The organism is Pseudalkalibacillus berkeleyi (genome assembly GCF_021608225.1).
Lineage (GTDB): Bacteria > Bacillota > Bacilli > Bacillales > Fictibacillaceae > Pseudalkalibacillus > Pseudalkalibacillus berkeleyi.
The window spans coordinates 2,585,792-2,609,614 of the sequence record NZ_JAKIJS010000001.1 but is presented as its reverse complement, the minus strand read 5'-3'; the positions used below and the strand labels follow the sequence as shown (position 1 = coordinate 2,609,614).

The window sequence follows — 23,823 nt, the reverse complement described above, 5'->3', positions numbered from 1 at the left end:
CTTTTTATAGTTATTACATAAAGGTAACGGAATAGAAACAAAGTTAAAGTTTCGTGAAGATCTCGGGATAATCCTTGACTCAATAGTAAGACCTTATTATGATAGTGGAGTTTAAAACAAACTAACTTGAATGGAAGGGGCTAGCAAGAGTATGCAGAAAAGAGTTAGTTTAGATGAAATTCAATTAGCTAGAGCATTTGCTATCATTGCTGTACTACTTGTTCATTCTTCATCATCAGGCGTGACAACTATTTCAACAGATTCACTTCTGTTTCCAATTTATAATTTTTTTAATATTGCTGGAAAACTTGGGACTCCGACATTTATATTCCTGAGTAGTTTTATATTGTTTTATAATTATTTTCCTAAAAAAACAGACTTTACATTAATAAAAAATTTCTATGTAAAAAGACTGAAGTATATACTAATTCCGTATTTATTCTTTTCAGCTGTTTACTTCATATTGAAATGGTTCTTTTATTATGATTATCCGAGTATTGGGTTTGCAATTCAGAAGTTTTTATATTTGTTTGCATTAGGCAAGGCTCATCCACACTTGTACTTTGTGTTTATTAGCGTACAGTTGTATCTATTGTTTCCGTTTTTCATCCTTTTATTTAAAAAGTTTTCGTTTTTGAGGAAACACTCTATTTGGATCGGAATATTGATACAGTGGCTTTGGGTATACTTGAATAAAGAATACTTTCACATCACGTTGAAAGGATCCATTTCCCTTTCATATTTTTCATTTTATTTTGTGGGGGCATTCTTAGGAATTTATTACAATGATTTGCGTGAAAAAATGAATGAATCATCGTTTAGGTTTAAAGTTTTCTCAAGTGTATTTTTCGTGTATGGAGGAATGGTCGTTCTATACACAGGTTATATGTATTTGGTTAGAATCGGTGTATACAGAGATGTGTCACAACACCTTCCCCAACTAATTAATCAATATATTGGAGAATTCACATGGGCAACACACGCTCTCTTTGCAGGGTTAAGTCTATTCCTATTAGCTCATTGGGCAAATAAGAGGTTCTCACCAAAGACTAAGTCTATTTTTATGGAAATCGGTGCGACATCGTTTGGTATCTATCTAATTCATCCATTACTATTAATGGTGATGAGAAAAGTTGTTCAAGGTGGTTCTCCACTTGTTTATAACGGCTGGCAAATCTTCACCTTTATTACAATTTCGATAGGTAGTTGGTTGATTGTAAGGTTGACGCAGAAGTATTTTGAGAATAATTATTGGGTGATTTTTGGTAAGTTGCCTTCATTAAAACAAAATCGAACAAAGGAAGATTACAGTTCAAAACCTAGTCCTTCCTATACGACTAACTATTAATTGGCATAAAAAGGATGACCCTTCATGGTCGTCCTTTTTTTATTGTCATCGAATAGTTTTTAAATGTTCAAAATGAAGTTAAATTTTATAAGGAAAATATTTTTAATTAACTCCTAGGTTCAGATAAATCATGTCTGGTGGTGTCTTTCTCCAAAGATCTTATTATTTTCAGAGGTCTAAAAAATGACTATTTAAGGTGTAACTATGGTGAATATGTGGTATTATATGGTGATGAAGAGGTAATAGTTTTCCAATTGTTTAGTCCTTTTAGATTGCATATTGTAACAATGTTCATTTTAACTTTACATTAACTTTACAAAATATATTATTTAACCAATCTTGAATGTAGATAGTTTACTATTGTGGTAAAGTCATTTAGGGGATTTTATGAAAAGGAGTAGGTACAGTGAAAAAGGTAATTACTTACGGGACTTTTGATTTGTTGCATTGGGGCCATATTAATTTGTTGAGAAGAGCGAAACTACTAGGTGATCATTTAACGGTTTGTCTTTCATCGGACGAGTTTAACGCTGTGAAAAACAAGAAGGCGTACCATAGTTATGAAAATCGCAAGTTGATTTTGGAGTCTATTCGTTATGTAGATGCAGTCATTCCTGAAAATAATTGGAATCAAAAGTTTACAGATGTTGAAGATCATAATATTGATATATTCGTTATGGGCGATGATTGGAAAGGGAAATTTGACTTTTTGAAAGATCAATGTGAAGTCGTGTATTTACCTCGTACAGAGGGGATTTCCACCTCACAAATTAAGCAGGATCTCTTTGAAATTAATGGCTAGAGAGTTCGCAATTTGGCTTTATTTAGAATTTTTTAAAGCCATTTTCCGGGTTTGCAATCTATTTCCGCTTAAAGAAAATAAGGTAACCTTTGTCGTTTCATTCAGTCAAAATCCGGAATATATATACGAAGAAATGAAGCGACAACATATACAGTACAAGTCTGTCTTTATTTGTACAAAGAGAACTTTTCCCTATTTCCAAAAACGATATCCTGAAATAGATTTATATGAATTTGAATCTGCAAATCCCATAGAAGCAATTAAGTCGATTTATCATATAGCAACTTCTAAATTTATTATTATTGATAATTATTATGGATTCTTATCGGTCACTGAATTTAAGCAAGGTGTTAAGTGTATACAACTTTGGCATGCTGCGGGAGCATTGAAGAAATTTGCCTTACAAGATCGAACGATTTCCCACAGGAGTAAAAATGCTAAATTAAGGTTTGAAAAAGTTTATTCGAAATTTGACAAGGTCGTTGTTGGTTCTGATGCCCTTACCGAAGTCTATAAAGAGGCGTTCAACCTCAAGGATGATAAGGTGTTGAAAACGGGTATCCCTAGAACTGACTTTTTTTATGATACTCATCAAAAAAATCGGATGGTCCAAAAAATATACGCTGAAAATCCTAAATTAAAAAACAAAAAAGTGATTCTCTATGCACCAACCTTTAGAGATAACCACCTTGATGATTATCACATTAAATTAGATATAAAACGGATGCAAAAAGAGTTAGGCGATGAATACGTATTAATTGTGAGACTCCACCCAGCAGTTAACCAGGTTGAAGAGTTTGGGAATATGTTTTCCGATTTCGTCTATGATTACTCAGCACATCCAAATGTAAATGAGTTGCTACTGATTACAGATGTTTTGATTACAGATTATTCTTCAATTCCATTCGAATTTAGCTTGTTAGAAAAGCCTATGATATTTTTCCCTTATGACTTGAAAGAATATGAGGGTGAAAGGGGTGTTTGGTCAGGGTACGGTCAGATGGTTCCTGGACCCATCGTATTTTCTACTCATGAGATCATATCCTTGATAAAGGATGAACAATTTGACCTTGAACTCGTTCGAGCATTTTCGGAAAAGTGGAATAGCTATTCAAGAGGCGAATCAAGTAAAAAGTTCGTTAATCAAATTTTTTCGTAAATATATATTAGATGTTAGTTGTGTGAGAGGAGTATAGTCATTGAGTAACATAAGTACAACTATGGAGCCATCAGTTAAATTATTGGAGCTTCAAGTAGATCACATAAATATTGAAATTAACCATCCTAATAATGAGCATCAAGATGATTTGAGTTTGATACTTGTGGATCGGATTAGCGAAGAAGAACGAGAGTTTGAGTTAAATGAATCTTCAGATGAAGAAATGAGCATATATTTTCGTACGATCCCAACAGAGAATTCCCTGAAAGCAATTGGGGCTGTTTGGGATTTCTATGTGTTTAACCATAACACTAATAAGAAAAGTAGACTGAAGTCATTTGATCAGTATTTAGAATTGAAGGCCATTTCGATTGGTCAAGATAAAATGATGCTCCCTTACACTACAAACAAAGGTAATTTATCGCTGAAAATTCAAGAAAAGAGTGTTGTCAGCAAAGTAGAAGAGATTCAAGTTACTCGTAATGGTAAGTTGGATATTTTCGGTTATGCGATGTATCCAGAAGCGAATGTTTCTATTACGAATATGAGGCTGAGTATACAGCATCCAAATGGTGAAATAAAAATTAACATGCAAGATGGTGACAAAGACGAACTGACAAAACAAGTTGTTGCCAATGGGTACAAAGTGAGGAGTTTCAGTTTACAAATAGAATTAAGAGACTATGGTGCTTTATTTAATGTAGCCCATAACTCCTTAATGAAGTTATCTTATACGATAACAGATGAGAATGAAGAGGACTTTACAGGTAGTACAATATTAAAGCTTCTTCCGTATTCTCATATCGCTAGTAAAGAAGCAGTCATTCAATCGAACTCAGGAAAAAGAAGAGTGAAAGTGGATGCCAACAAGAAAACTAAAAATCTTAGAATAAAAATCTCTTCCCACTCATTAAAAAAACGAGTCGTTTCAAAAATAAAAAATAAGTTAATTGAAATAAAGCGTCACCAGAAGACGAAAGAGCTATACAAACTAGCTTTTAAGTGGATTGGAAAACTTCCTGCTGATCAAAAGTTAATTATGTTTGAAAGTTTTCTTGGTAAACAATATAGCTGCAATCCTCGAGCTATTTATGAATATTTGGAACAAAATCATCCTACTTACAAGATGTTCTGGAGTGTAGACAAGCGGTATGCTGAAACTTTCCGGAAAGAGGGTATACCTCATATTAATCGTTTCTCACTTAAATGGCTTTTTGCTACAGCTAGAGCTAAATATTGGGTAACGAACAGCAGGATGCCATTGTGGATTCCAAAACCGAAAAATACAGTTTATCTTCAAACTTGGCATGGTACGCCTCTCAAACGATTAGCTGCTGACATGGAAGAAGTGCATATGCCTGGAACGAACACACAAAAATATAAGAAAAACTTTCATAAAGAATCACGAAATTGGGATTACTTGATTTCCCCAAATGGATATTCTACAGAAATTTTCCGTAGAGCATTCAACTTTGAAAAGGAAATGATTGAGTCTGGTTACCCGCGGAACGACATTCTACACAATCATGATAATGAAGAAAATATCCGTAAGTTAAAAAGTAAGATGGGAATCCCTATAGAAAAGAAGGTCATTTTGTATGCACCTACTTGGAGAGACGATCAATTTTATGGAAAAGGTCGATATAAATTCGATCTTGCGTTAGATCTAAACAAATTAAGGGATGAATTAGGAGAAGAGTATGTCATCATTTTAAGGATGCATTATCTAGTCGCTGAAAACTTCGATTTATCACCATATGAAGGTTTTGCTTTTGACTTTTCTTTACATGGAGACATAAGTGAACTCTATCTTATTTCAGACCTATTGATTACAGATTATTCTTCAGTGTTTTTCGATTTCGGGAATTTAAAACGTCCAATGATTTTTTATGTGTATGATATCGAAAATTATCGTGATAAGTTACGTGGATTTTATTTCGATTTTGAACAGGAAGCACCAGGTCCGTTAGTTAAAACAACAGATGAAGTTATTGATCGTATTCGCGAAGACTCACAAATCAATATAGCTGAAGATAAACGTTTCAAACAATTTCATGAGAAGTTCTGCTATTTAGAGTCTGGTGAATCTGCTAAAAGAGTAGTTGACAGAGTCTTTTTAGGGAAAGACAGCTAGTTGTGGTTTCTCTCGTAATCGGTAGCTTAGAAAGGATATTCTATGAAGTCTGTCTTTACGATTATCAAGGAACAATGGAATAGTATCTATTTAATTGGGCGCTTATCATTGTACGAAGTGAAAGCAGCTAATAACAATAATTATTTAGGGATGCTTTGGGAAGTTATTAACCCGATGATTCAAATATCTATATATTGGTTCGTGTTTGGATATGGTATATATCAAAGAGAAGCAATAGGTGATATTCCTTACTTACCTTGGATGCTATCTGGAATTATTTTATGGTTTTTCATTAATCCAGCTATTCTTGAAGCTACCAAATCCATCTATAAGAAAATTAAAATGATTTCAAAGATGAGTTTTCCATTAAGTGTCATACCTTCTTATGTGATTGTAGGTAAGTTCTATGTACACATAGCATTAGCTTTGATAGTTTTTATAATGCTGCAATTCCTTGGATTTCCGGTTTCAATCTACATGATTCAGCTGCCCTATTTTGTTTTTGCTACTTTTGCTTTGTTAATTGCAATTGCTTTAATTACATCAACATTAGCTACGATTGTTAGAGATGTACAGATGATCGTACAAGCTGTAATGAGGATGATGTTATATTTGACTCCATTTCTCTGGTCTCCAGAAAGATTGCCAGAATGGATCCAAAATATTATGATGGCCAATCCATTTTATTATATTGTCAATGGGTACAGGGCTTCTTTTCTCGGAACATCTTGGTACATGGTAGAAAACGTTCAATACACCCTGTATTACTGGGGACTCGTGTTGGTTCTTCTCGTGATAGGATCCATGCTCCATGTTAGGTTCAGAAATCACTTTGTGGATTATTTATAAAAAATGGATGTGAAAGTATGAAAAAATCTGTCGTACTGAACGATGTCTCAAAAAACTTCAAAATGTACAGTAAAACATCCGATAAATTATTAGATATCATTCTTCCTGGTGGATATGGTGAAGACTTTTATGCGCTTCAAAAAGTTAGCTTTGAAGCACATGAAGGAGATGTGATTGGGGTTGTCGGTGTGAATGGTGCTGGGAAATCTACATTATCCAATATCATTTCAGGCATTATCCCACCGACTTCCGGGTCAATCACTACAAAAGGTGAGGTATCGTTAATAGCTATTGCTTCTGGTTTGAACAATCAGCTAACAGGAAGAGAAAATATTGAACTCAAATGTCTTATGTTGGGATTTTCGAAGAAGGAAATCCAAAAGCTAGAACCAGAAATCATAGAATTTGCTGAAATAGGGAAATTTATCGATCAACCTGTTAAAAAGTATTCTAGTGGTATGAAATCCCGATTAGGATTTGCTATTTCAGTTACAATTGACCCGGATATTCTTGTTATTGATGAAGCGTTGTCTGTTGGAGACCAAACCTTTGCGGATAAATGTTTAGACAAGATGAATGAGTTCAAAGAAAAGGGTAAGACCATTTTCTTCATCAGTCATTCGATGAAACAGGTAAGTAATTTCTGTGATAAAGCCCTATGGATGGAGTTTGGTGAGGTCAAACAATTTGGGGACATTGATGACGTACTTCCAGAATATAAGAAATTCTTAAAAGAATATAAAGCTATGTCGAAAAAAGAGAAAAAACTATTCAAGCAAAAAGTAATGGAGAAACAAAGAGGAGATTATTTAAAAGTCACATAATATCTTTAATTAACGGAGTAATTTTAGCTTTAAGAAGAGCTAACGTTACTCTGTTTTTTTGAGTTACATTTGTATCATTGAATTCATCTCTCAAATTTATTTATGTCGAATTTTGTAAGTTAGGAAGAAAGAAGGATCTTCAAATGTCTTACATTCTGATAATATATTGGTAAGACATAAGGGGGGTACAGATATGAAAGGTTGGAAATGGATTGGGTTGCTGCTTTTTGTAATTGCTGTATTAACAGCATGTGGAACGACAGAAGAAACGGAAACGAATGAAGAGCAAGCGTCTACTGAGATGGATGGTCAAGAGAATAAGATGGAAGAACCAGAATCTAGTCAAGACGGTGAGACAACAGAGTCTAAACAAGTTGAGTCGACCACTACAGAGGAAAGCGAAGAAAATTCCTCAGATGAAGAGTCTACAGAAGAACAGACTAATGAAGATGTAAAAGAACCTAATGCTGATGCGCCAAAACCTGAAGAGCAATCAGGAAGTGGTGTTTATAACGGTCAAGCAGATGGACATACAATCGAAATCATGTTCGCAGAAGGGCCACGGGCATTTCAAATTACAGAAGATGTCAAAGAGACAATCAATCATTTAAAGACTGGATCACGTGTAACTTTTACATATATCAGAGAAGGTCAATCATTATACATTACTAGTATAAAAGAAAAGTAATTACTGAGATTCAATAGCTTTAAGTCATCCGACTTAAAGCTATTTTTTATGTGAAATTTTGATAAATATCGATAATATATGATCTATTACTTTATTACTATTATTCTGAAATATTTTTTAATACTTTTGATGGAAAGGAAAAAAGTAACCGGGAAAAATATGATTTCACTTAATTTATCGGCGTTATCACCGATATACAAAGTGGGGAGAGAAAAGGTCTAGAGTTAATAAATTTCAATTTAATATCTATTTGGATACTTTTGTTTCACGACAAAATTTTTATTCTGTTCTATTTTTTGCAGTTTTTGTTGAATTAGGTTATGAATCTCATCCCTAGTTTATGAGATTTAAAATATTAGAAAGGAAGGGAATAGAATGAAGTTAAGGTTTAGGCGGTTTTGGGTACTGATGGTTGTTGTTTTGATGTCTTTTGGAGTTGTAGCGCCGGATGCTTCAGCTGCAAACGATGATATCACTGGTCACTGGGCAGAAAAGTCATTGAGGTATTTAAATGATGAGGGCATTATGAATGGTTATGGAAATGGTATTTTCAAACCTAATAGCAAAGTAACAAGAGCTGAATTTGCTGCATTTGTTACTAGAGCATTGGATTTACCAGAGGATCCTAACTTTGAAGCATTTAAGGATGTTGAGTTAGAGAAATGGTATTTTGGTCCAATTCATAAGTCTGCCGCAGTAAAAATAATTAATGGTTATCCAGATGGAACATTCAAACCGAATAATAACATTTCAAGAGAACACATGGCGGCAGTCATTAACCAAGCATTAAAGACGAAAGCGATCGAATCCACAGAAGGAAATGTCACTTTCTCTGATAAAGCAGATATTCATCCAGATCTTCTAGATGATATTGGTCGAGTTGTTTCGTTAAAGATTGTTAATGGTAATCCAAATGGAACATATTTACCAAAGAACTTTACAACTCGTGCAGAAGCAGCAGTAGTCATACATAGACTATTAACTGTCATGACACCACCTAAAAACTATGAATATAGCACTGCGAAAGTGAATAGTTCTGGTGAAGTAGTAGAGGTTGATAAATTTGAGACGTTAACAGATGCTAAAAATGCTATTTCTTCAAACAATCAATTTATCATGAAAGGTAAAAAGATTGTTTGGGTGAAAGACGGTTATTTACATACAAACCAATTGACGGTTGTTTACACTTCTACTAGCCTCAAAGGTGACTCTGTAACTTACGTGAATTCAGGAGCAGAACTTGAGCTTCTTGAAGTAGGTGATGGCTGGGTTAAGGTCACATCTGCTGAAAGTGTAGGGTATGTTGATATTAACAAAGTAACTTTAGTCCCTTCTGAATTGTTAAAAGGTCGCTCCTATTACAAAGCTTCTTCTGGAGAGCTGTATCATTACATTTATGTTCCACAATTAAATAAATATGATAAGCTCGCAGTTGGTCCAGCACCATCATTTTTACAAGAGGGTAAAACGTACTATAGTTGGGATGGAAATGATTTTTATACGAGCTCTGGTTCAAAAGTCGGACAAGCGTATCAGTATTTCCAATATCTACCGCTATACTCTAAGACAACTTACTCTGCTGCAGATTTAGAGAAGTTTATTGAAAAAGGATTTACAGCAAGGAATGGTTTCACAACTTCGCCGCTTAAGGGCTTAGGTGATGATTTCAAAAAGGCAGAGCAAAAATACGGAGTTAATGCACTTTACTTCTTGGCGCACGCAATCCATGAGAGTAATTGGGGAACGAGCCAAATCGCTCAATCAAAATATAATCTGTTTGGTTGGAGAGCAACAGATACCAATCCTTCAGAAAATGCAACAACATTTGCTTCTTTCGAAGACGGAATTGATCGTGCAGCGAACGAATTTATTAAGCAACAATATTTCAACTTAGACAATTGGAAATATAATGGAGCGTTTGTCGGAAACAAGTCCAAGGGGATGAATGTAAGATATGCTTCTGATCCATACTGGGGAGAAAAAATTGCTGGTTTAATGCACCGTGCAGACAAAATCCTTGGTGGGAAAGACCTTCATAAATACCAATTAGGTGTTACATTGAACAAATCTACAATTAATGTAAGAAACAAAGCAACTACGGTTGGTAGTTCGGTTATTTACAAGTATCCGTTCGACGGCATTACGTTCATTATCAATAATGAAGTGAATAGTAGTGACGGACAATGGTTTAACATAATGCCAATCGATAGTAAGTATTCGGCAGCAAGTATTTATCACGATGGGAAATACAGTAATCTAACTACTGAACTAAAGGTTGCAAAGTAAATAAAAATTGGAAAGAGAATGCGACAATTTCTTGTTGCGTTCTCTTTTTGGTATGATAAAGTTATTCTTTGAAATCAATCGTGAAGATAAGGAGAATAACACATGGCAATTTCGAAAGTAAAAATACTTGATGTTCCATTTGTAAATACGACATTAAATGAGTTTATAGACCACATTTTAAATGAGCATATTTTAAAATCCAAAAAAGCATCGATTGTTACTGCTAATCCAGAGATCGTCATGCACGCAAATGAAGATTCTTCGTACATGCAGATTTTACATCACGCAAATTATGTAACAGCTGATGGTATTGGAATCGTGAAAGCAGCTGAAAAGCTTGGGCAACCACTTCCTGAGCGTGTGACAGGTTATGATTTAATGAAAGGTTTCTTATCTAAGGCAAATCAACAAAAGATGTCTATTTACTTGTTAGGTGCAAAGGATGAGGTTATCCAACTTGCCAAAGAAAATATTCAAAAAACATATCCAAACCTTGAAATTGTTGGGTATCATAACGGCTACTTCAATTGGGAAGAGAATGATATTGGAGAAGAAATCAAGCAACTGAAGCCAGACTTCGTGTTTGTAGCACTCGGATTCCCTAGACAGGAAAAGTGGATCAACCAGCACATCGATCAGTTCGACAAAGGTGTATTCATGGGTGTTGGCGGATGTTTTGACGTATGGGCAGGCACTGTGAAACGAGCACCAATCATATGGCAGAAAGTTCACCTAGAATGGTTCTACAGATTGCTGAATCAACCATCCCGAATTGGACGAATGATGGCAATTCCTAAATTCATGAAAAAAATAAATGAACAAAAGGTTAAGGAAAAATCATGAGTAATCAACTTGTTAAAAGTACATTTGTTTTAACAATTGCAACTTTGTTGTCCAAAATTTTAGGCAGCATTTTTCGGATTCCCTTGCAAAACATTGCAGGGGATGAAGTGCTGGGCATTTTCTCACTTGTTTATCCTGTTTATATGACAGCTCTGATTTTATCAGTTGCGGGTATTCCGATTGCCATTTCTCAACTCATAGCAAAGGCAAGAACATCCGGGGATCAAGTAGAGGTTAGAAACATCTTTTTAACAGCAAGTATACTTGGTGCATTATTTGGGATCGTGAGTTTCTTATTGATCTCTGGCTTTTCCGCTACTATTGCAGAAATGTTAGGTGGTCAAAAAACACGTCTGTCCCTAATCGTGGTCTCATTGACATTATTAATTGCCCCTTATATGGCAGTTTATCGCGGATTCTTTCAAGGTTATGAAGACATGAGACAGACTGCATACTCTCAGGTCATCGAACAATTGATTCGAGTTGTGTTAATCATTGGAATTGCGTACTACATGGTTCAATTAGGATACTCAAATGAAAAAGTTTCTGGCGGTGTGATGGTTGGCTCATCTATCGGTGCATTAATTTCTCTAATTTATTTGCGAATATTATTCAAAAGGTCGGTCTTCAAGCCTCAAGTGAAGTCCCCTTATTCGTTAGCTATTTTTAAAAAGACATCCAAGCGTATACTTGTGATTTCTTTACCTATTTGTGTTGGAGCTTTAACGATGGCATTAATAAATGTTGTGGATTCATTATCGATTCCTTTCAGTTTGAAATGGTCTGATCAAACAGAAGAAGGGATTAATTATTTATATGGATTATATGGAAGAGGATTATCCTTGGTTCAAATTGCAACAGTCTTCTCGACCTCAATTGTCTTACCACTCATTCCAACAATCAGCAAAAGTATAGCCAAAAAGGATATCCATACGACGAATAACCTTATTGAGAAATCACAGAGGCTCGGTAATTTATTGTCCTGGCCAGCTGCATTAGGGTTATTTAGTCTGACACTTCCATTGAATCTAGCGTTGTTCACTAACATGAATGGTTCAAGTGTTTTAGCGATTATTTCCTTGAGTTCAGTGTTTACAGCACTAACGGTATTAGGGACAGGCATTTTACAAGGTCTAGATCGTTCCAGGGTTGCCGCATTTATTATTGTTTTGGGTGCAATTGTAAAAGTCGGCTTAAATGTTCTTTTCATTCAATATTGGGGATTAATCGGTGCAGCCGTTTCGACTCTCGTGATATACATTTTATTATTCATCGTCAACTCCATTTTTATTTATAAGTACACAGGGGTAAAGTTCTACTCAAGAGCAACGATTGTACATGCTGGATCGTCTATATTAATGGGGATGATCATTGGACTACCGACTCTGTTTTTAGCAGTTGATGAGTGGAGCAGGGTTGTAGCTCTTGGATATTCTCTTATCAGTATGATGGTTGGTGGGGTTATTTACTTCATCTTAATTATTCGTTTGAAAGGAATATCAAATGAGGAAATTGGATCAATTCCTGGAATTAAAAACATCTTAAAAAAATAACTGGTATAGAGCTAGAAAAAACACCAGATGAACATACTAAAAAAAGATATATTTCGTGATTTTTTAATGGTTTTATATGGTATAATTTTCTTTGTGTATTGTATTATAGGCTTAGTTTGTCAAATTAAAGGGTATATAAACAAATGTTGACTTTATTTGTTGCCAAATGTAATAGGAGAGTGTCCTAATTATGCTTTATTTAACGTTGTTAATATGCTTCTTATCTTCGGTTATATTAACACCAATCATTAAGAAGTTCGCTATTCGGATTGGTGCTACTGATCAGCCGAATCAAAGAAAAGTTCATACAAAGGTCATGCCTAGACTTGGTGGGCTAGCTATTTATATTAGTTCAATGATCGGCTTCTATATACTTCAGCCAGACCAACAATACATGATTCCTTTATTAGCAGCTGGGACCATTATAGTTGCCACAGGATTTTTTGATGACATTTTTGAAATTTCTCCTAAAGTAAAGTTGTTAGGTCAAGTGGTTGCAGCAGGGATCATGATTCACGGTGGAGTCGTTGTCCATTTTATTAACTTGCCGTTTGATTTACGCCTTGATTTAGGTTATTTAAGTATACCAATTACGCTCATCTGGATTATTGGGGTAACAAATGCAATCAATTTAATTGATGGTCTGGATGGACTTGCAGCAGGAGTATCTTCTATTGTACTGATTACCATCTCGACAATGGCCATTGTAAATGGAAATGCTTTTGTAATGGCAGTCGGTTTTACGGTTTTAGGTAGTACAATTGGATTTCTTGTTTATAATTTTAACCCGGCCAAGATTTTTATGGGTGATACAGGGTCGCTGTATTTAGGCTTCATTATATCGATTATTTCTTTGTTAGGTTTCAAGAACATTACGTTGTTTTCATTGCTTGTGCCTGTCATTATTCTAGGCGTACCAATTTCTGACACACTCTTTGCAATCGTCAGAAGGATTGTGAAAAAGAAACCCTTATCTGCGCCTGATAAATCTCACTTACATCACTGTTTGCAAAGGTTAGGATTCAGTCATAAAACAACGGTTTTGATCATTTATGCAATGAGTGCAATTTTTGGGCTTGCGGCAGTAATGATTGAGAGTACTACGTTATGGGGCTCATTACTTATAGTGGGTATTCTGCTCATATTTATTGAACTGGTTGTAGAAGTAGTCGGTCTCGTCGACTCTAATTATCGTCCAGTATTAAATTTCTTTAGCAGAGTGACAAATGCTCGGAAAATTTAAACATGGGTAAATCTTCTCTACAAGTGGGTAATCTATTAATGATACAAAAAGCTTGGCATATGCCAAGCTTTGTTCATGTCAAACACCAAGATTTGAAATGTGAAAGGATTGTTTTCGTGTGAAAAAGTGGCTTTGGATTATACTGATTGCTTCCATGATCTTGACAACACCGCTTATCATTGAACGTTCACAGGCGGAATGGAATAATGATAACTACGAAATTACAGTTCCTTATCACGAAATGGATCAATTGATTCGTGGAGGTGCCAAACAGGAACGTTTATTTAAAGGTTTAAGAAAAGCTGGAGTGACTTCTGTAAGCTTAATGCCTGAAACAATTGATTCCTTAGATAAAAGCGGAAAAATATTAGTTCTAGAACAAGAAGAAATCATACCTTTGGTAATGTCCGATAGCGAAAACAAAGGCTTGAATGCTGTTAAGGATAAAGATGGCTTGTACATATCTGATATAGATAGTTCGATAAAACTGAAAGAAAATTTGTTGAAAGTTTTTGAAGATCGAGTAGAAGAAGTGACGATTGGTGGAAGAACGTTCTTCTTCATAGAAGGAAGTCCCGAAATAATCGAAGATCTTTTCCTAAGTTATTCGCAAAAGCAAATTGATTTAATAAAAAAATATGACTATTCTATTGTTCTTCGTATTCCTGTAGATGAAATTGTAGAAACGAATAAACACATATGGGATCAGGCGTTTGATACAACCACTGCATCAAACAAAGTTCTTTTCTACGGAAGTGAAGCCTTAGGATATAAAGACGAAGATTACAAAAAATGGGCAGATCAACTAAAGGAACAAAATATATCACTACTGACAATTGAGCAGTATAGCCAAAAAGGCTTGGAAACCCTAGCCAATTTAAATGATTTGAATGTCATTCGACTAAGAAGTTTTGATTTGGAAAAGAAGCCATATGAAGAAATTACAGAAGAAGCAATTCGAGCTGTGAAGGAACGTAATATACGTGTCTTGTATATTCACCTGCTTACTTTTGGTAATGCAGAAAAATTGGCAGAAGAAAATATGGAGTTTTTTAATCATTTAAACGATTCAATGCCAGACCGATTCAAAAATGAAGAGGCAACAACCTTCCCTAAGCTTGATCACAGCATATGGGAAATGGCTATAGTGTTGTTAGGTGCAACGATATTCATCATGCTATCTGTAGGTCAATTTTTGAAAAAGAGATGGATGGTACTAGCGGGGGCGGGAACAGTTCTTCTTGCTGTTATCTATTTCATATCTGAAATAGAATTAATAATTAAACTGGTTGCCTTAGGAGTTGCATCGTTAACACCTATATTTGCTGCATTATCTTATAATAAAGTAGATAGTTGGCGCGCGGTATTATTCCAGTATCTGAAAGCAGGATTAATCTCTTTCATCGGGATATGGTTTGTCGTTTCACTTCTTTATGGAACAGAGTATTTCCTTCATGTAGGAGAAGGATTCAGAGGAGTAAAAGTTTTATACTTAATGCCGATTGTTGTTACAGTGGTTTATGTTATAGGTGCTGTTTACAAAAGAACCAAAAGAAATATACAACTAGGAGATGTTGTCTCGCTTCTAGACAGGCCTATTAAGTATTGGCATTTGCTTATACTTGTAGTTGTTGGTGCAGTTCTCCTTTATTATGTAAGCAGGACAGGCAATGCAGGATCTGTGTCTACACTTGAATTGACTGTAAGACAAAAGCTTGAAGAATTACTGTTTGTCAGACCAAGAACAAAAGAAGTATTGATTGGTTTTCCTTTCTATATCCTTGGATTGTATCTATTCATGCGGAATTATTTAAAGCTTGGTTTACTATGCATGATTCCATCAATTATAGGGTGGTTATCTCTAGTAAATACTTTTACTCATTTACACATTCCGCTTTATATTTCATTACTTCGAAGCATATATAGCTTAAGTTTTGGAATTGTAATCGGTTTACTATTCATCGGTGTATTTAACCTAGGAAATCGATACTTTTCAAAATGGAAAGCAAGGTGGTAACATGAAAATCGTCATTTCAGGGTATTATGGATTTGACAATATAGGTGATGAGGCTATTGTCTTTTCAATCATTCAATCTCTTCGAATGATTGAAAAGAACTTGGACATTGTCGTTTTGTCTAACAATCCTGAAAAAACAAAAAGCCTTTACAATGTTGGGGCAGTAAATAGATGGCGCTTAAAAGAAGTTAAAGAAGCAATAAAATCTTCTGATGGTCTCATAAGCGGAGGGGGTAGCTTGTTTCAGGATTCAACTGGCTGGAAATCCATTCCCTATTATGGTGGGATCATTAAAATAGCACAATGGTTGAAAAAACCTGTCTTTATTTATGCACAGGGGATAGGACCATTGAAGTCCTCGCTCAGCAGAGCGATCGTCCGTCATGTGATGAATCATTCAAATAAGATAACCATAAGGGATGAAGATTCAAAGCGCCTATTGGAGACTGTAGGTGTGAAAAGAGAGCTCGAAATAGTGCCTGACCCCGTGATTGGTATCGAAGCAGATTATCATTCACAATGGTTTAAAGAACAGTCATTTTCCAAACCTGTCATCACAGTATCAGTACGAAATTGGAAAGACCATGTTGAATTCAAAAAAATAATCGCAAGTGAATTGGACAAATTCTTAGATCGATTTGATGCACATGTTGTCTTTGTACCCATGCATGGAAAACATGATGATCACGCCTCTGAGGATATCATCTCAATGATGAAACATTCAGCTGTAGTTTCTCCTTTTGATGCCAGCATTGAGGAAAAAATCGCTATCATTGGCCAGTCTGATTTACTTGTAGGAATGAGGCTGCATTCACTTATCTTTGCTGCAGTTAAAGATACACCATTCCTTGCCATTTCTTATGATCCGAAAATTGATTCATTTGCTGATTTGTGTAATCAGCGCGTTGCAGGGAGTGTTGAAGATGATGACTTGGAAGGCTTTTCTGAAAAGATTTTAGAGGAAATGAGTAATCTAGATTATCGCCTTCAATTGATGAAAGAGCCGGTCAACAAGATGAGGGGAGTAGCTTTAGAAACTGCAAAGAAAGCTATTGATACTTTTAGGCAACAATAGGTTTAGGGCCCCACTTATTAAACTGTCAGTTAGGATGATCCTATGAACAGTAAGCAAATGTTACTTCTTCTAGTTGGAACTTTATTATCAGGATTTATTATTGCGTTTTTTTGGATCATTATATTGTGAATGATTATTGGAAGAGTCCGTATTTGGAACTCTTCCTTTTTCTTTTGAATATAAAAAAGTTCTGACCAAAGCAGACGATGTGATGTCTATTAGTCAGAACTTCTAATATGAATTCTTATTGAGTTGCAACTTTTGAGGAAGTTTCTTCAGCTGTTTTGCTCTCCCCATCTAATTCTAGGTGTGTTCTTAATTGATCAGAGATTTGGTCGACGCTTTGTTCATCTAGCATATAATAAAATGTTCCGTTGTTCGTATTGGACCCTGATAATTGCAGTGATTCGATATTATCAATACTTCCAGCATATCCATGCAATCCTGCGATTTCTCCAAATGACAGGTCCATCTGGATGTTCTTTTCTAGTCCATCTATCACTTTTCCGTATTTCGTAATGGAAGTTAATGAAGTACCTTTTTCTAGAATCGCTTTAATGACTTGTTTCTGCCGCTCTCCTCGACCAATGTCACCAGTTGGATCTTGCTTTCTCATTCTAACAAAGGCAAGTGCTTCTTCACCATTCAACTCATGTTCTCCTTCTTGGAGTGTAATGGCTTCGGCACGGTCTTGACTGTCTTGTACTGAGAACGTCTTAGGTACGTCAACTTCAACACCGCCAAGGGCATCGACAATTTCGATAAATGCTGTAAAGTCTACTCGTACATAATGGTCAACTGGAACATCAAACAAGTTCTCAACACTTTGAACTGCTAGGTCAACTCCACCAAAAGCATGAGCGTGGTTAATTTTATCCATCCCTCTGCCTGGTACATCAACATAGGAATCACGTGGGATACTTACCATCTTGACTGATTTGTCTTTTTTATTGAATGTTGCCAATATCAAGGCATCCGATCGACTCACCTTTTCCCCTTCACGTGCATCAATACCGATGAACAGTACAGAGAAATTATCGTCCTTCACATCAACTAAATTTTCTCGAAGGTCAGATTTTTCTCCACGTTTAAGTTCTTCAACAGAATTGTTACTTGCGTTAGCTAATTTGAAACTTAAATAAGAACCATAACCAATTATAGAAAAAATGATTAAAAAGAGCGAAGTCAATAATAATCGTTTACGCCGGCGTTTCCTTTTCCTTCGAATTTCTGTCCGATACATATTTCGATATTCTCCTTATTGATATATAAATTACGAAGAGAGTCATTTAGTTGGACGAACTCTCCTTAATCGACTAAATTTGACTAACTTTTAAAATGGTATCTCAATCAATGATTTATAGCAATAGATATTTAATTACAATTCGGTTTCAATATATTGTTTGTCTTGAGCTGCTATTTCCACCTGTCCTGCTGTAACATTTATTAACCACTTAGAGAACTGTTCTTCCTCTCCCTCGCGTACAGCTGTAGTTATAATTACTTTTTCCAGGTATTCAATTCCCTTTAAAAGATAGTGAGCATTTCTAATCTCATTTTCGACTTTACCTAGGAGATGGTAATCAAATGCAGAGGACATCATAGTCATTCGTTGGCGTTCGACAATTCCTGTCGCATCTAGTACTTTGGATGTAGTAGAGCCGTACGCACGAATTAAACCACCTGCACCGAGTTTAATTCCACCAAAGTATCGGGTAATTACTACTACAGTATTTTTTAATTTTCGTTTTTTGAGCACTTCTAGCATCGGAAGCCCTGCTGTACCATTTGGCTCACCATCATCGTTGGCTTTTTGGATGTGGTCATTTTCACCTATTAAGTATGCTGAACAGTTGTGGTTGGCAGATGGATGTTTCTTTTTGATCGACTGGATGAAAGCTTGTGCTTCTTCTTCCGTCTCAGCTCTTTGTATATAGCCAATAAATCTTGATTTTTGTAGGATTTGTTCGTGTTCTCCGTACGCTTTTACGGTATAATATGATGAGAGCATAATAACCTCCAGATTTAAGTAGTGACTTTAACAATTATATATCTGGACTAATATCCCATCAAATTTTTAAAAAAATGGAGTAATAAAGTCATAAATTCTAACTTCATTTCGAATTGTCTAATTATATAGGGAAATATTTGGATATAGGACTTTATGAATATTTGGGCAAGAAGGACCTAGTACCTATTAGGGTTGTTCGATACAGTAGTATTGGAGGCATAAGCATGGAAACTACAGAAACCTTTGATCCAAGTAGTATCGACACGATTCTGGATAAAACGATTGCCACCGTCAATGAGAGTAAAGAACAAATTTTCGAGATTGGTGAGCAGTCACGTGAGGAATTTGAAAAGCTGTCTAACGAATTAAAAGAGATCAGAGAATCTGTTCATGAAACGATTCATCTAGGTGATGTTCTTGAAACAAAGTCTCGTTTATCAAGAGCGAAACTAGCCGAAGTCAGTAAGCATTTCGAACGGTATAACGAACATGAAATTAAAAGATCGTATGAAGTAGCTAGTGAGTATCAAGTTCAACTCATTTCAACACGTCAAAAAGAGGCATCATTACGAGAGCGACGAGATGATATTGAGCGTAGGATCCGACAGTTGGAACAAACGATTGAGCGAGCTGAGCAATTGGTCAGTCAAATCAGTGTTGTTTTGACTTATTTAGATTCGGACCTTCGACAGGTCGGTGCGATTGTGAAGGATGCGAAGGCAAAGCAGGACTTCGGGCTTCAAATTATTGAAGCACAAGAAGAAGAGCGTGCCAGAGTTTCTAGAGAAATACATGATGGTCCGGCTCAAATGTTAGCGAATGTACTTTTACGATCGGAATTGATCGAAAAAACATATATGCAAAAAGGGATCGATCAAGCTCGAAATGAATTGAATGATTTAAGACAGATGGTAAAAGAAGCACTAACTGAAGTGAGAAGAATCATTTATGATTTGCGTCCGATGGCATTAGATGACTTAGGCTTAGTGCCAACTTTGGAGAAATACTTAAGAACACTTTGCGATTCAACAGGAATTGACATTCAACTCAGAAGTTTTGGAAATGAACGAAGACTACCTTCGAGAATGGAAGTAGCCACCTACAGGCTCATACAAGAATCCGTTCAAAATGCTTGTAAACACGCTCAAGCTGAGGAAGTTCAAGTGAAGATCGAGTTTCAGGATAACTTATCGATTTTAGTAAGAGATGACGGAGTTGGATTCGATCCTAGTAAGAAGAAGGATAAGTCCTTTGGATTGGTCGGAATGAAAGAACGAGTAGAGTTACTTAAAGGTACGATGAAAATTGATACGACCCCTGGAAAAGGCACTTTAATTTTTATTCAAATTCCATTAAAAGAGCAGGAGGCATGGACATGACACAAATGAACGCCGTTAAAACAAGTATTGTACTTATTGATGACCACAAACTATTCCGCGAAGGTGTAAAGCGCATCTTGGACATGGAAGAGGGTTTTGAAGTCGTTGCTGAAGGTGACGATGGTCAAGATGCTGTAGAACTTATAGAGAACTATGATCCTGATGTCGTTTTGATGGATATTAACATGCCGAATATTAACGGCGTAGAGGCGACCCGTCGTTTGATTGAAAAATATCCGGATATTAAAGTCATCATCTTATCGATCCATGATGATGAAGCATATGTGACACATGCGGTCCAAACAGGTGCATCTGGTTACTTGCTGAAAGAAATGGACGCAAATGCACTAATTGATGCAGTTAAAGTTGTAGCAGATGGTGGCGCATATTTACATCCGAAGGTAACGGTAAACTTGATCAGCGAATTTCGTCGCATTAAAACGCAAGGTCCATCAAACGGTGGTGGCGAAGTTGGCTTTAAAGAGGTTGAATACCGCAAGCCGCTTCACATTTTGACTCGCCGAGAGTGCGAGGTCCTACAGATGCTAGCTGATGGTAAGAGTAACCGCTCAATTGGTGAAGCGCTCTACATTAGTGAGAAGACTGTCAAAAACCATGTGAGTAACATTCTGCAAAAGATGAATGTAAACGACCGTACGCAAGCTGTAGTTGAAGCAATTAAAAATGGTTGGGTGAAAGTGAACTAAATCCTTTATGTTAGGGACCTTCTGGTGACAGGGGGTCTTTTTGGTGGGGAATTTTTAATTTGTGGGGGGTGTTTTGAGGGGATTGACGCGTTTATCGTGCAAGTTTTGAGTTTTATCGTGCAAAAGTCGAGATTTATCGATCAAAACTCCGAATTTATCGTGCAAAACTCAGAATTTATCGATCAAAACCCCGAATTTATCGTGCATTTGAAAATAATGAACACAACAAATGTAATTAAATCATGATTCGAGTATAATGAAGCAGGTAATCTTCGTTTTTAGTCAAATACATATTTAGGGGAATTTATTTTAGAAAGGGTTATGGGTATGCACAAAGTTGCGATCGTAACAGACAGCACTTCGTATTTACCGAAGCAGCTGAGGGACCAGTATGATATCAAAATGGTTCCACTGAATGTTATTTTTGAAAAAGAATCCTATCAAGAAGAAATTGAATTGACCGTTGAAGATTTCTACGCACAAGTGCGAGAAGGTGATGCTTTACCGAAAACTTCACAGCCTGCAGCGGGTCTGTTTGTAGAATTATACGAAAAGCTAGCAGATGAAGGATATACAGATGTCATCGTCATTACGTTATCGAGTGAAATCAGCGGAACGTACCAAAGTGCATTAACTGCTGAAACGATGGTAGAAAATATTGACGTTCATGTGTTCGATTCTGAAATCAGTTGTATGCCACAAGGCTTCTTCGTATTAGAAGCGGCGAAAATGGCTAATCAGGGGCAAGCCGCTAAAGTAATCATGTCACGTATGACGTTAATTCGTGCAAATGGCGTGCCAGCTTACTTCATGGTCGATGATTTGAGTCATTTACACCGTGGGGGCAGATTGAACAGTGCACAATTTTTCGTCGGAAACTTGTTACAAGTGAAACCGGTCCTCCATTTTTCAGACAAGAAAATCGTTCCTTTTGAAAAAATACGTACCAGAAAAAAAGCAATCAAACGTTTGTTTGATCTTCTTCATGAGGATGTCGAATCGAATGATCAAGTGACAATCTCGGTTATACACGCGAATCGTGAAGCGGAAGCCAAAGAATATGCAGAAACATTGAAACAGGACTTTCCCAATGCTGAAATCATTATCTCTTATTTCGGTCCTGTCATCGGCACACACTTAGGTGAAGGAAGTATCGGCCTTACATGGATCAAACAATAATGGAGCGGTGGCGAAACTGATGCGTTTTGCCACTATTCCTTCTGAAACAGGCACCATTCTGTGTCCGGAGCCCCTTGCTCAATCACCGAACCAACTGCTACAATCCATCGGAAATATCTCTCAACTACCTCATCCACCTATTAATGAGTCATTCCGTTATACGTCTCAACTCCACCAATTCTTATTAGGAAAACACCTTCTACTTGATGAACTACCATTCCCAATAGGACAAATCTACGAACATTATTTAAATGGTTTGATTATTTTTGAAAAAGGAATAACTACAAATGGACGTCAATTTTATTGTCAGCGATGTGGTAACGATGAACTAAATTTGTTTGCATCCTTTGACTGCTTTCGGTGCAAGGAGCAATGCGTCTACTGTCGAAACTGCATCATGATGGGGAGAGTGAGTCAATGTACACCTCTTTTAAGGTGGACTAGACCCGAATTCAGTTGGAAACAGAAAAATAATCAAATATTGAAGTGGGAGGGTAAGTTATCTCAGTTACAAGCAATAGCTTCACAAAGGATTTCAGAAGTTATTGATTTACCACAAGAACTTCTCATTTGGGCGGTTTGTGGTGCTGGAAAAACAGAAATTCTGTTTGAAGGGATTGAAAAAGCTCTTCACCAAGGAAAGCGCGTTTGTCTTGCAACCCCTAGAACGGATGTCGTCACAGAGTTACGTCCTAGATTTGAATCTGCTTTTCCGAATGTTGGCGTACAGGCGATATACGGTGGACACTCTGATTTATCGCATTCTTCACAACTCATCTTATCTACAACTCACCAACTATTCCGATTTAAAGAAGCATTTGACTTAATGATTGTAGATGAAGTGGATGCTTTTCCGTATTCCTATGATCGAACATTACAATTTGCAGTTGCAAAAGCCTCGAAAACGAATCGCACCATGATTTACTTAACGGCAACCCCTTCACATTCGATGTTAAAAAGAGTGAAAAAGACCGAGCTTGAAGTCGTGCATATCTCTAAGCGATATCACGGCTACCCCTTACCCGTTCCTGAATTCGTATGGTGCAGCAATTGGATGAAGTTTTTGAAAAAAGGTCTCATGACAAAAGTTGTGCTTGATTGGATCGAGGATCGACTTGAAAGAAAGCGGAAAACTTTTGTCTTTGTACCTACTGTTCAAGTTGCCAGACAAGTGTATGCGCTTTTTGAAAAAAGCGAAAGTGTTGATTTTGTCCATGCTGAGGATCCAAATCGAAATGAAAAGATTCAAAAATTTCGCAAAGGGGAGACCATGATGTTGATCACGACAACCATTCTCGAACGAGGTGTAACAGTTCCTGAAATTGACGTAGGGGTGTTTGGTGCAGATCATGAAAATTTCAGTTCAAATGCCCTTGTCCAAATTGCCGGTAGAGCTGGACGTAGTATTGAAGATCCATACGGAGAGGTTGTTTACTTCCATTATGGTAAAACGAACGCAATGGTTTCAGCTCGAGATACGATTTTAGAACACAACAAAAGAGCGGGTCAACCGAGTCTGTGATATGCCTGTATTGTAAAAAAACCTTTCAACCTGCTGTTGGCTGGGGATTATTTATTGGATGGGACAGTCTGCCATTACTTTGTGAGGCATGTACAGAACAGCTTGAACACATAGAAGGTGAAATTTGTCGACAGTGTGGTCGTCCTTTTTCGCTATTTCCCGAGAAATATCGGCAGGAAGATGTGTGTTTTGACTGTGTTCGTT

General features: G+C 36.4%; 19 protein-coding genes and 1 pseudogene. 18 read left to right on the top strand and 2 right to left on the bottom strand.

All coding sequences use genetic code 11. The annotated features are described in order from the left end of the window. Nucleotides 1-151 precede the first annotated feature (151 nt). From L2716_RS13670 to csaB, 13 genes are all read left to right on the top strand, one after another. A complete protein-coding gene (locus L2716_RS13670) occupies nt 152-1,348 on the top strand; it encodes an acyltransferase (protein ID WP_236336771.1) in 1,197 nt (398 codons plus the stop codon). A gap of 406 nt (nt 1,349-1,754) precedes the next feature. Then, nucleotides 1,755-2,150 carry a glycerol-3-phosphate cytidylyltransferase gene (gene tagD / locus L2716_RS13665; protein ID WP_236336769.1) on the top strand — a complete coding sequence of 132 codons (396 nt, stop codon included), beginning with the start codon at nt 1,755-1,757 and terminating at the stop codon, nt 2,148-2,150. After that, entirely contained in the window at nt 2,143-3,309 is a 1,167-nt protein-coding gene (locus L2716_RS13660; protein WP_236337882.1) for a CDP-glycerol glycerophosphotransferase family protein, read from the top strand. The genes tagD and L2716_RS13660 overlap by 8 nt, the downstream gene beginning before the upstream one ends. Before the next feature lie 40 nt (nt 3,310-3,349). Continuing rightward, nucleotides 3,350-5,443: a CDP-glycerol glycerophosphotransferase family protein gene (locus tag L2716_RS13655; protein ID WP_236336766.1), complete on the top strand. Its 2,094-nt coding sequence runs from the start codon at nt 3,350-3,352 to the stop codon at nt 5,441-5,443. 42 nt (nt 5,444-5,485) lie between these two features. Continuing rightward, a complete protein-coding gene (locus L2716_RS13650; RefSeq protein WP_236336764.1) occupies nt 5,486-6,292 on the top strand; it encodes an ABC transporter permease in 807 nt (268 codons plus the stop codon). Nucleotides 6,293-6,309: 17 nt separating this feature from the next. Then, nucleotides 6,310-7,116: a teichoic acids export ABC transporter ATP-binding subunit TagH gene (gene tagH, locus L2716_RS13645; RefSeq protein ID WP_236336762.1), complete on the top strand. Its 807-nt coding sequence runs from the start codon at nt 6,310-6,312 to the stop codon at nt 7,114-7,116. A 193-nt stretch (nt 7,117-7,309) separates the two neighbouring features. After that, a complete protein-coding gene (locus L2716_RS13640; protein ID WP_236336751.1) occupies nt 7,310-7,804 on the top strand; it encodes a hypothetical protein in 495 nt (164 codons plus the stop codon). Between the two features lie 423 nt (nt 7,805-8,227). Continuing rightward, nucleotides 8,228-10,090, top strand: a complete 1,863-nt coding sequence (locus tag L2716_RS13635; protein ID WP_236336748.1) for an S-layer homology domain-containing protein — start codon at nt 8,228-8,230, stop codon at nt 10,088-10,090. Between the two features lie 102 nt (nt 10,091-10,192). Then, on the top strand, nt 10,193-10,933 hold the full coding sequence (locus L2716_RS13630; RefSeq protein WP_236336729.1) for a WecB/TagA/CpsF family glycosyltransferase: 741 nt from the start codon (nt 10,193-10,195) through the stop codon (nt 10,931-10,933). Next, the gene (locus L2716_RS13625; RefSeq protein ID WP_236336721.1) at nt 10,930-12,486 is read left to right on the top strand and encodes a putative polysaccharide biosynthesis protein; all 1,557 of its coding nucleotides are present in this window, start codon (nt 10,930-10,932) and stop codon (nt 12,484-12,486) included. The genes L2716_RS13630 and L2716_RS13625 overlap by 4 nt, the downstream gene beginning before the upstream one ends. A gap of 190 nt (nt 12,487-12,676) precedes the next feature. Continuing rightward, a complete protein-coding gene (locus L2716_RS13620; protein WP_236336719.1) occupies nt 12,677-13,729 on the top strand; it encodes a glycosyltransferase family 4 protein in 1,053 nt (350 codons plus the stop codon). A 118-nt stretch (nt 13,730-13,847) separates the two neighbouring features. After that, the gene (locus L2716_RS13615) at nt 13,848-15,746 is read left to right on the top strand and encodes a DUF5693 family protein (protein ID WP_236336711.1); all 1,899 of its coding nucleotides are present in this window, start codon (nt 13,848-13,850) and stop codon (nt 15,744-15,746) included. Between the two features lies 1 nt (nt 15,747). Beyond that, a complete protein-coding gene (gene csaB, locus L2716_RS13610) occupies nt 15,748-16,821 on the top strand; it encodes a polysaccharide pyruvyl transferase CsaB (RefSeq protein WP_236336702.1) in 1,074 nt (357 codons plus the stop codon). 244 nt (nt 16,822-17,065) lie between these two features. Here csaB and L2716_RS13605 read toward each other — a convergent pair whose 3' ends face one another. Both L2716_RS13605 and L2716_RS13600 read right to left on the bottom strand, forming a co-directional pair. Continuing rightward, nucleotides 17,066-18,064, bottom strand: a complete 999-nt coding sequence (locus L2716_RS13605) for an LCP family protein (protein ID WP_236336700.1) — start codon at nt 18,062-18,064, stop codon at nt 17,066-17,068. A gap of 135 nt (nt 18,065-18,199) precedes the next feature. Next, the gene (locus tag L2716_RS13600; protein ID WP_236336691.1) at nt 18,200-18,832 is read right to left on the bottom strand and encodes a YigZ family protein; all 633 of its coding nucleotides are present in this window, start codon (nt 18,830-18,832) and stop codon (nt 18,200-18,202) included. 224 nt (nt 18,833-19,056) lie between these two features. On the opposite strand from L2716_RS13600, the gene L2716_RS13595 reads away from it, so the two are divergent. The 5 genes and pseudogenes from L2716_RS13595 to L2716_RS18455 all read left to right on the top strand — a co-directional run. Continuing rightward, the gene (locus tag L2716_RS13595) at nt 19,057-20,211 is read left to right on the top strand and encodes a sensor histidine kinase (RefSeq protein WP_236336689.1); all 1,155 of its coding nucleotides are present in this window, start codon (nt 19,057-19,059) and stop codon (nt 20,209-20,211) included. Then, the gene (locus tag L2716_RS13590; protein ID WP_329610122.1) at nt 20,208-20,918 is read left to right on the top strand and encodes a response regulator transcription factor; all 711 of its coding nucleotides are present in this window, start codon (nt 20,208-20,210) and stop codon (nt 20,916-20,918) included. Before L2716_RS13595 ends, L2716_RS13590 begins: the two co-directional genes overlap by 4 nt. 327 nt (nt 20,919-21,245) lie before the next feature. Then, complete coding sequence (locus tag L2716_RS13585) at nt 21,246-22,097, top strand: DegV family protein (protein ID WP_236336679.1); 852 nt, start codon at nt 21,246-21,248, stop codon at nt 22,095-22,097. A 19-nt stretch (nt 22,098-22,116) separates the two neighbouring features. Beyond that, the gene (locus L2716_RS13580; RefSeq protein WP_236336677.1) at nt 22,117-23,619 is read left to right on the top strand and encodes an ATP-dependent helicase ComFA; all 1,503 of its coding nucleotides are present in this window, start codon (nt 22,117-22,119) and stop codon (nt 23,617-23,619) included. Further along, nucleotides 23,616-23,807 (top strand): annotated as a pseudogene (locus tag L2716_RS18455) (double zinc ribbon domain-containing protein); the annotation flags it as partial. The gene L2716_RS13580 and the pseudogene L2716_RS18455, both read left to right, overlap by 4 nt. Between the last annotated feature and the right edge of the window lie 16 nt (nt 23,808-23,823).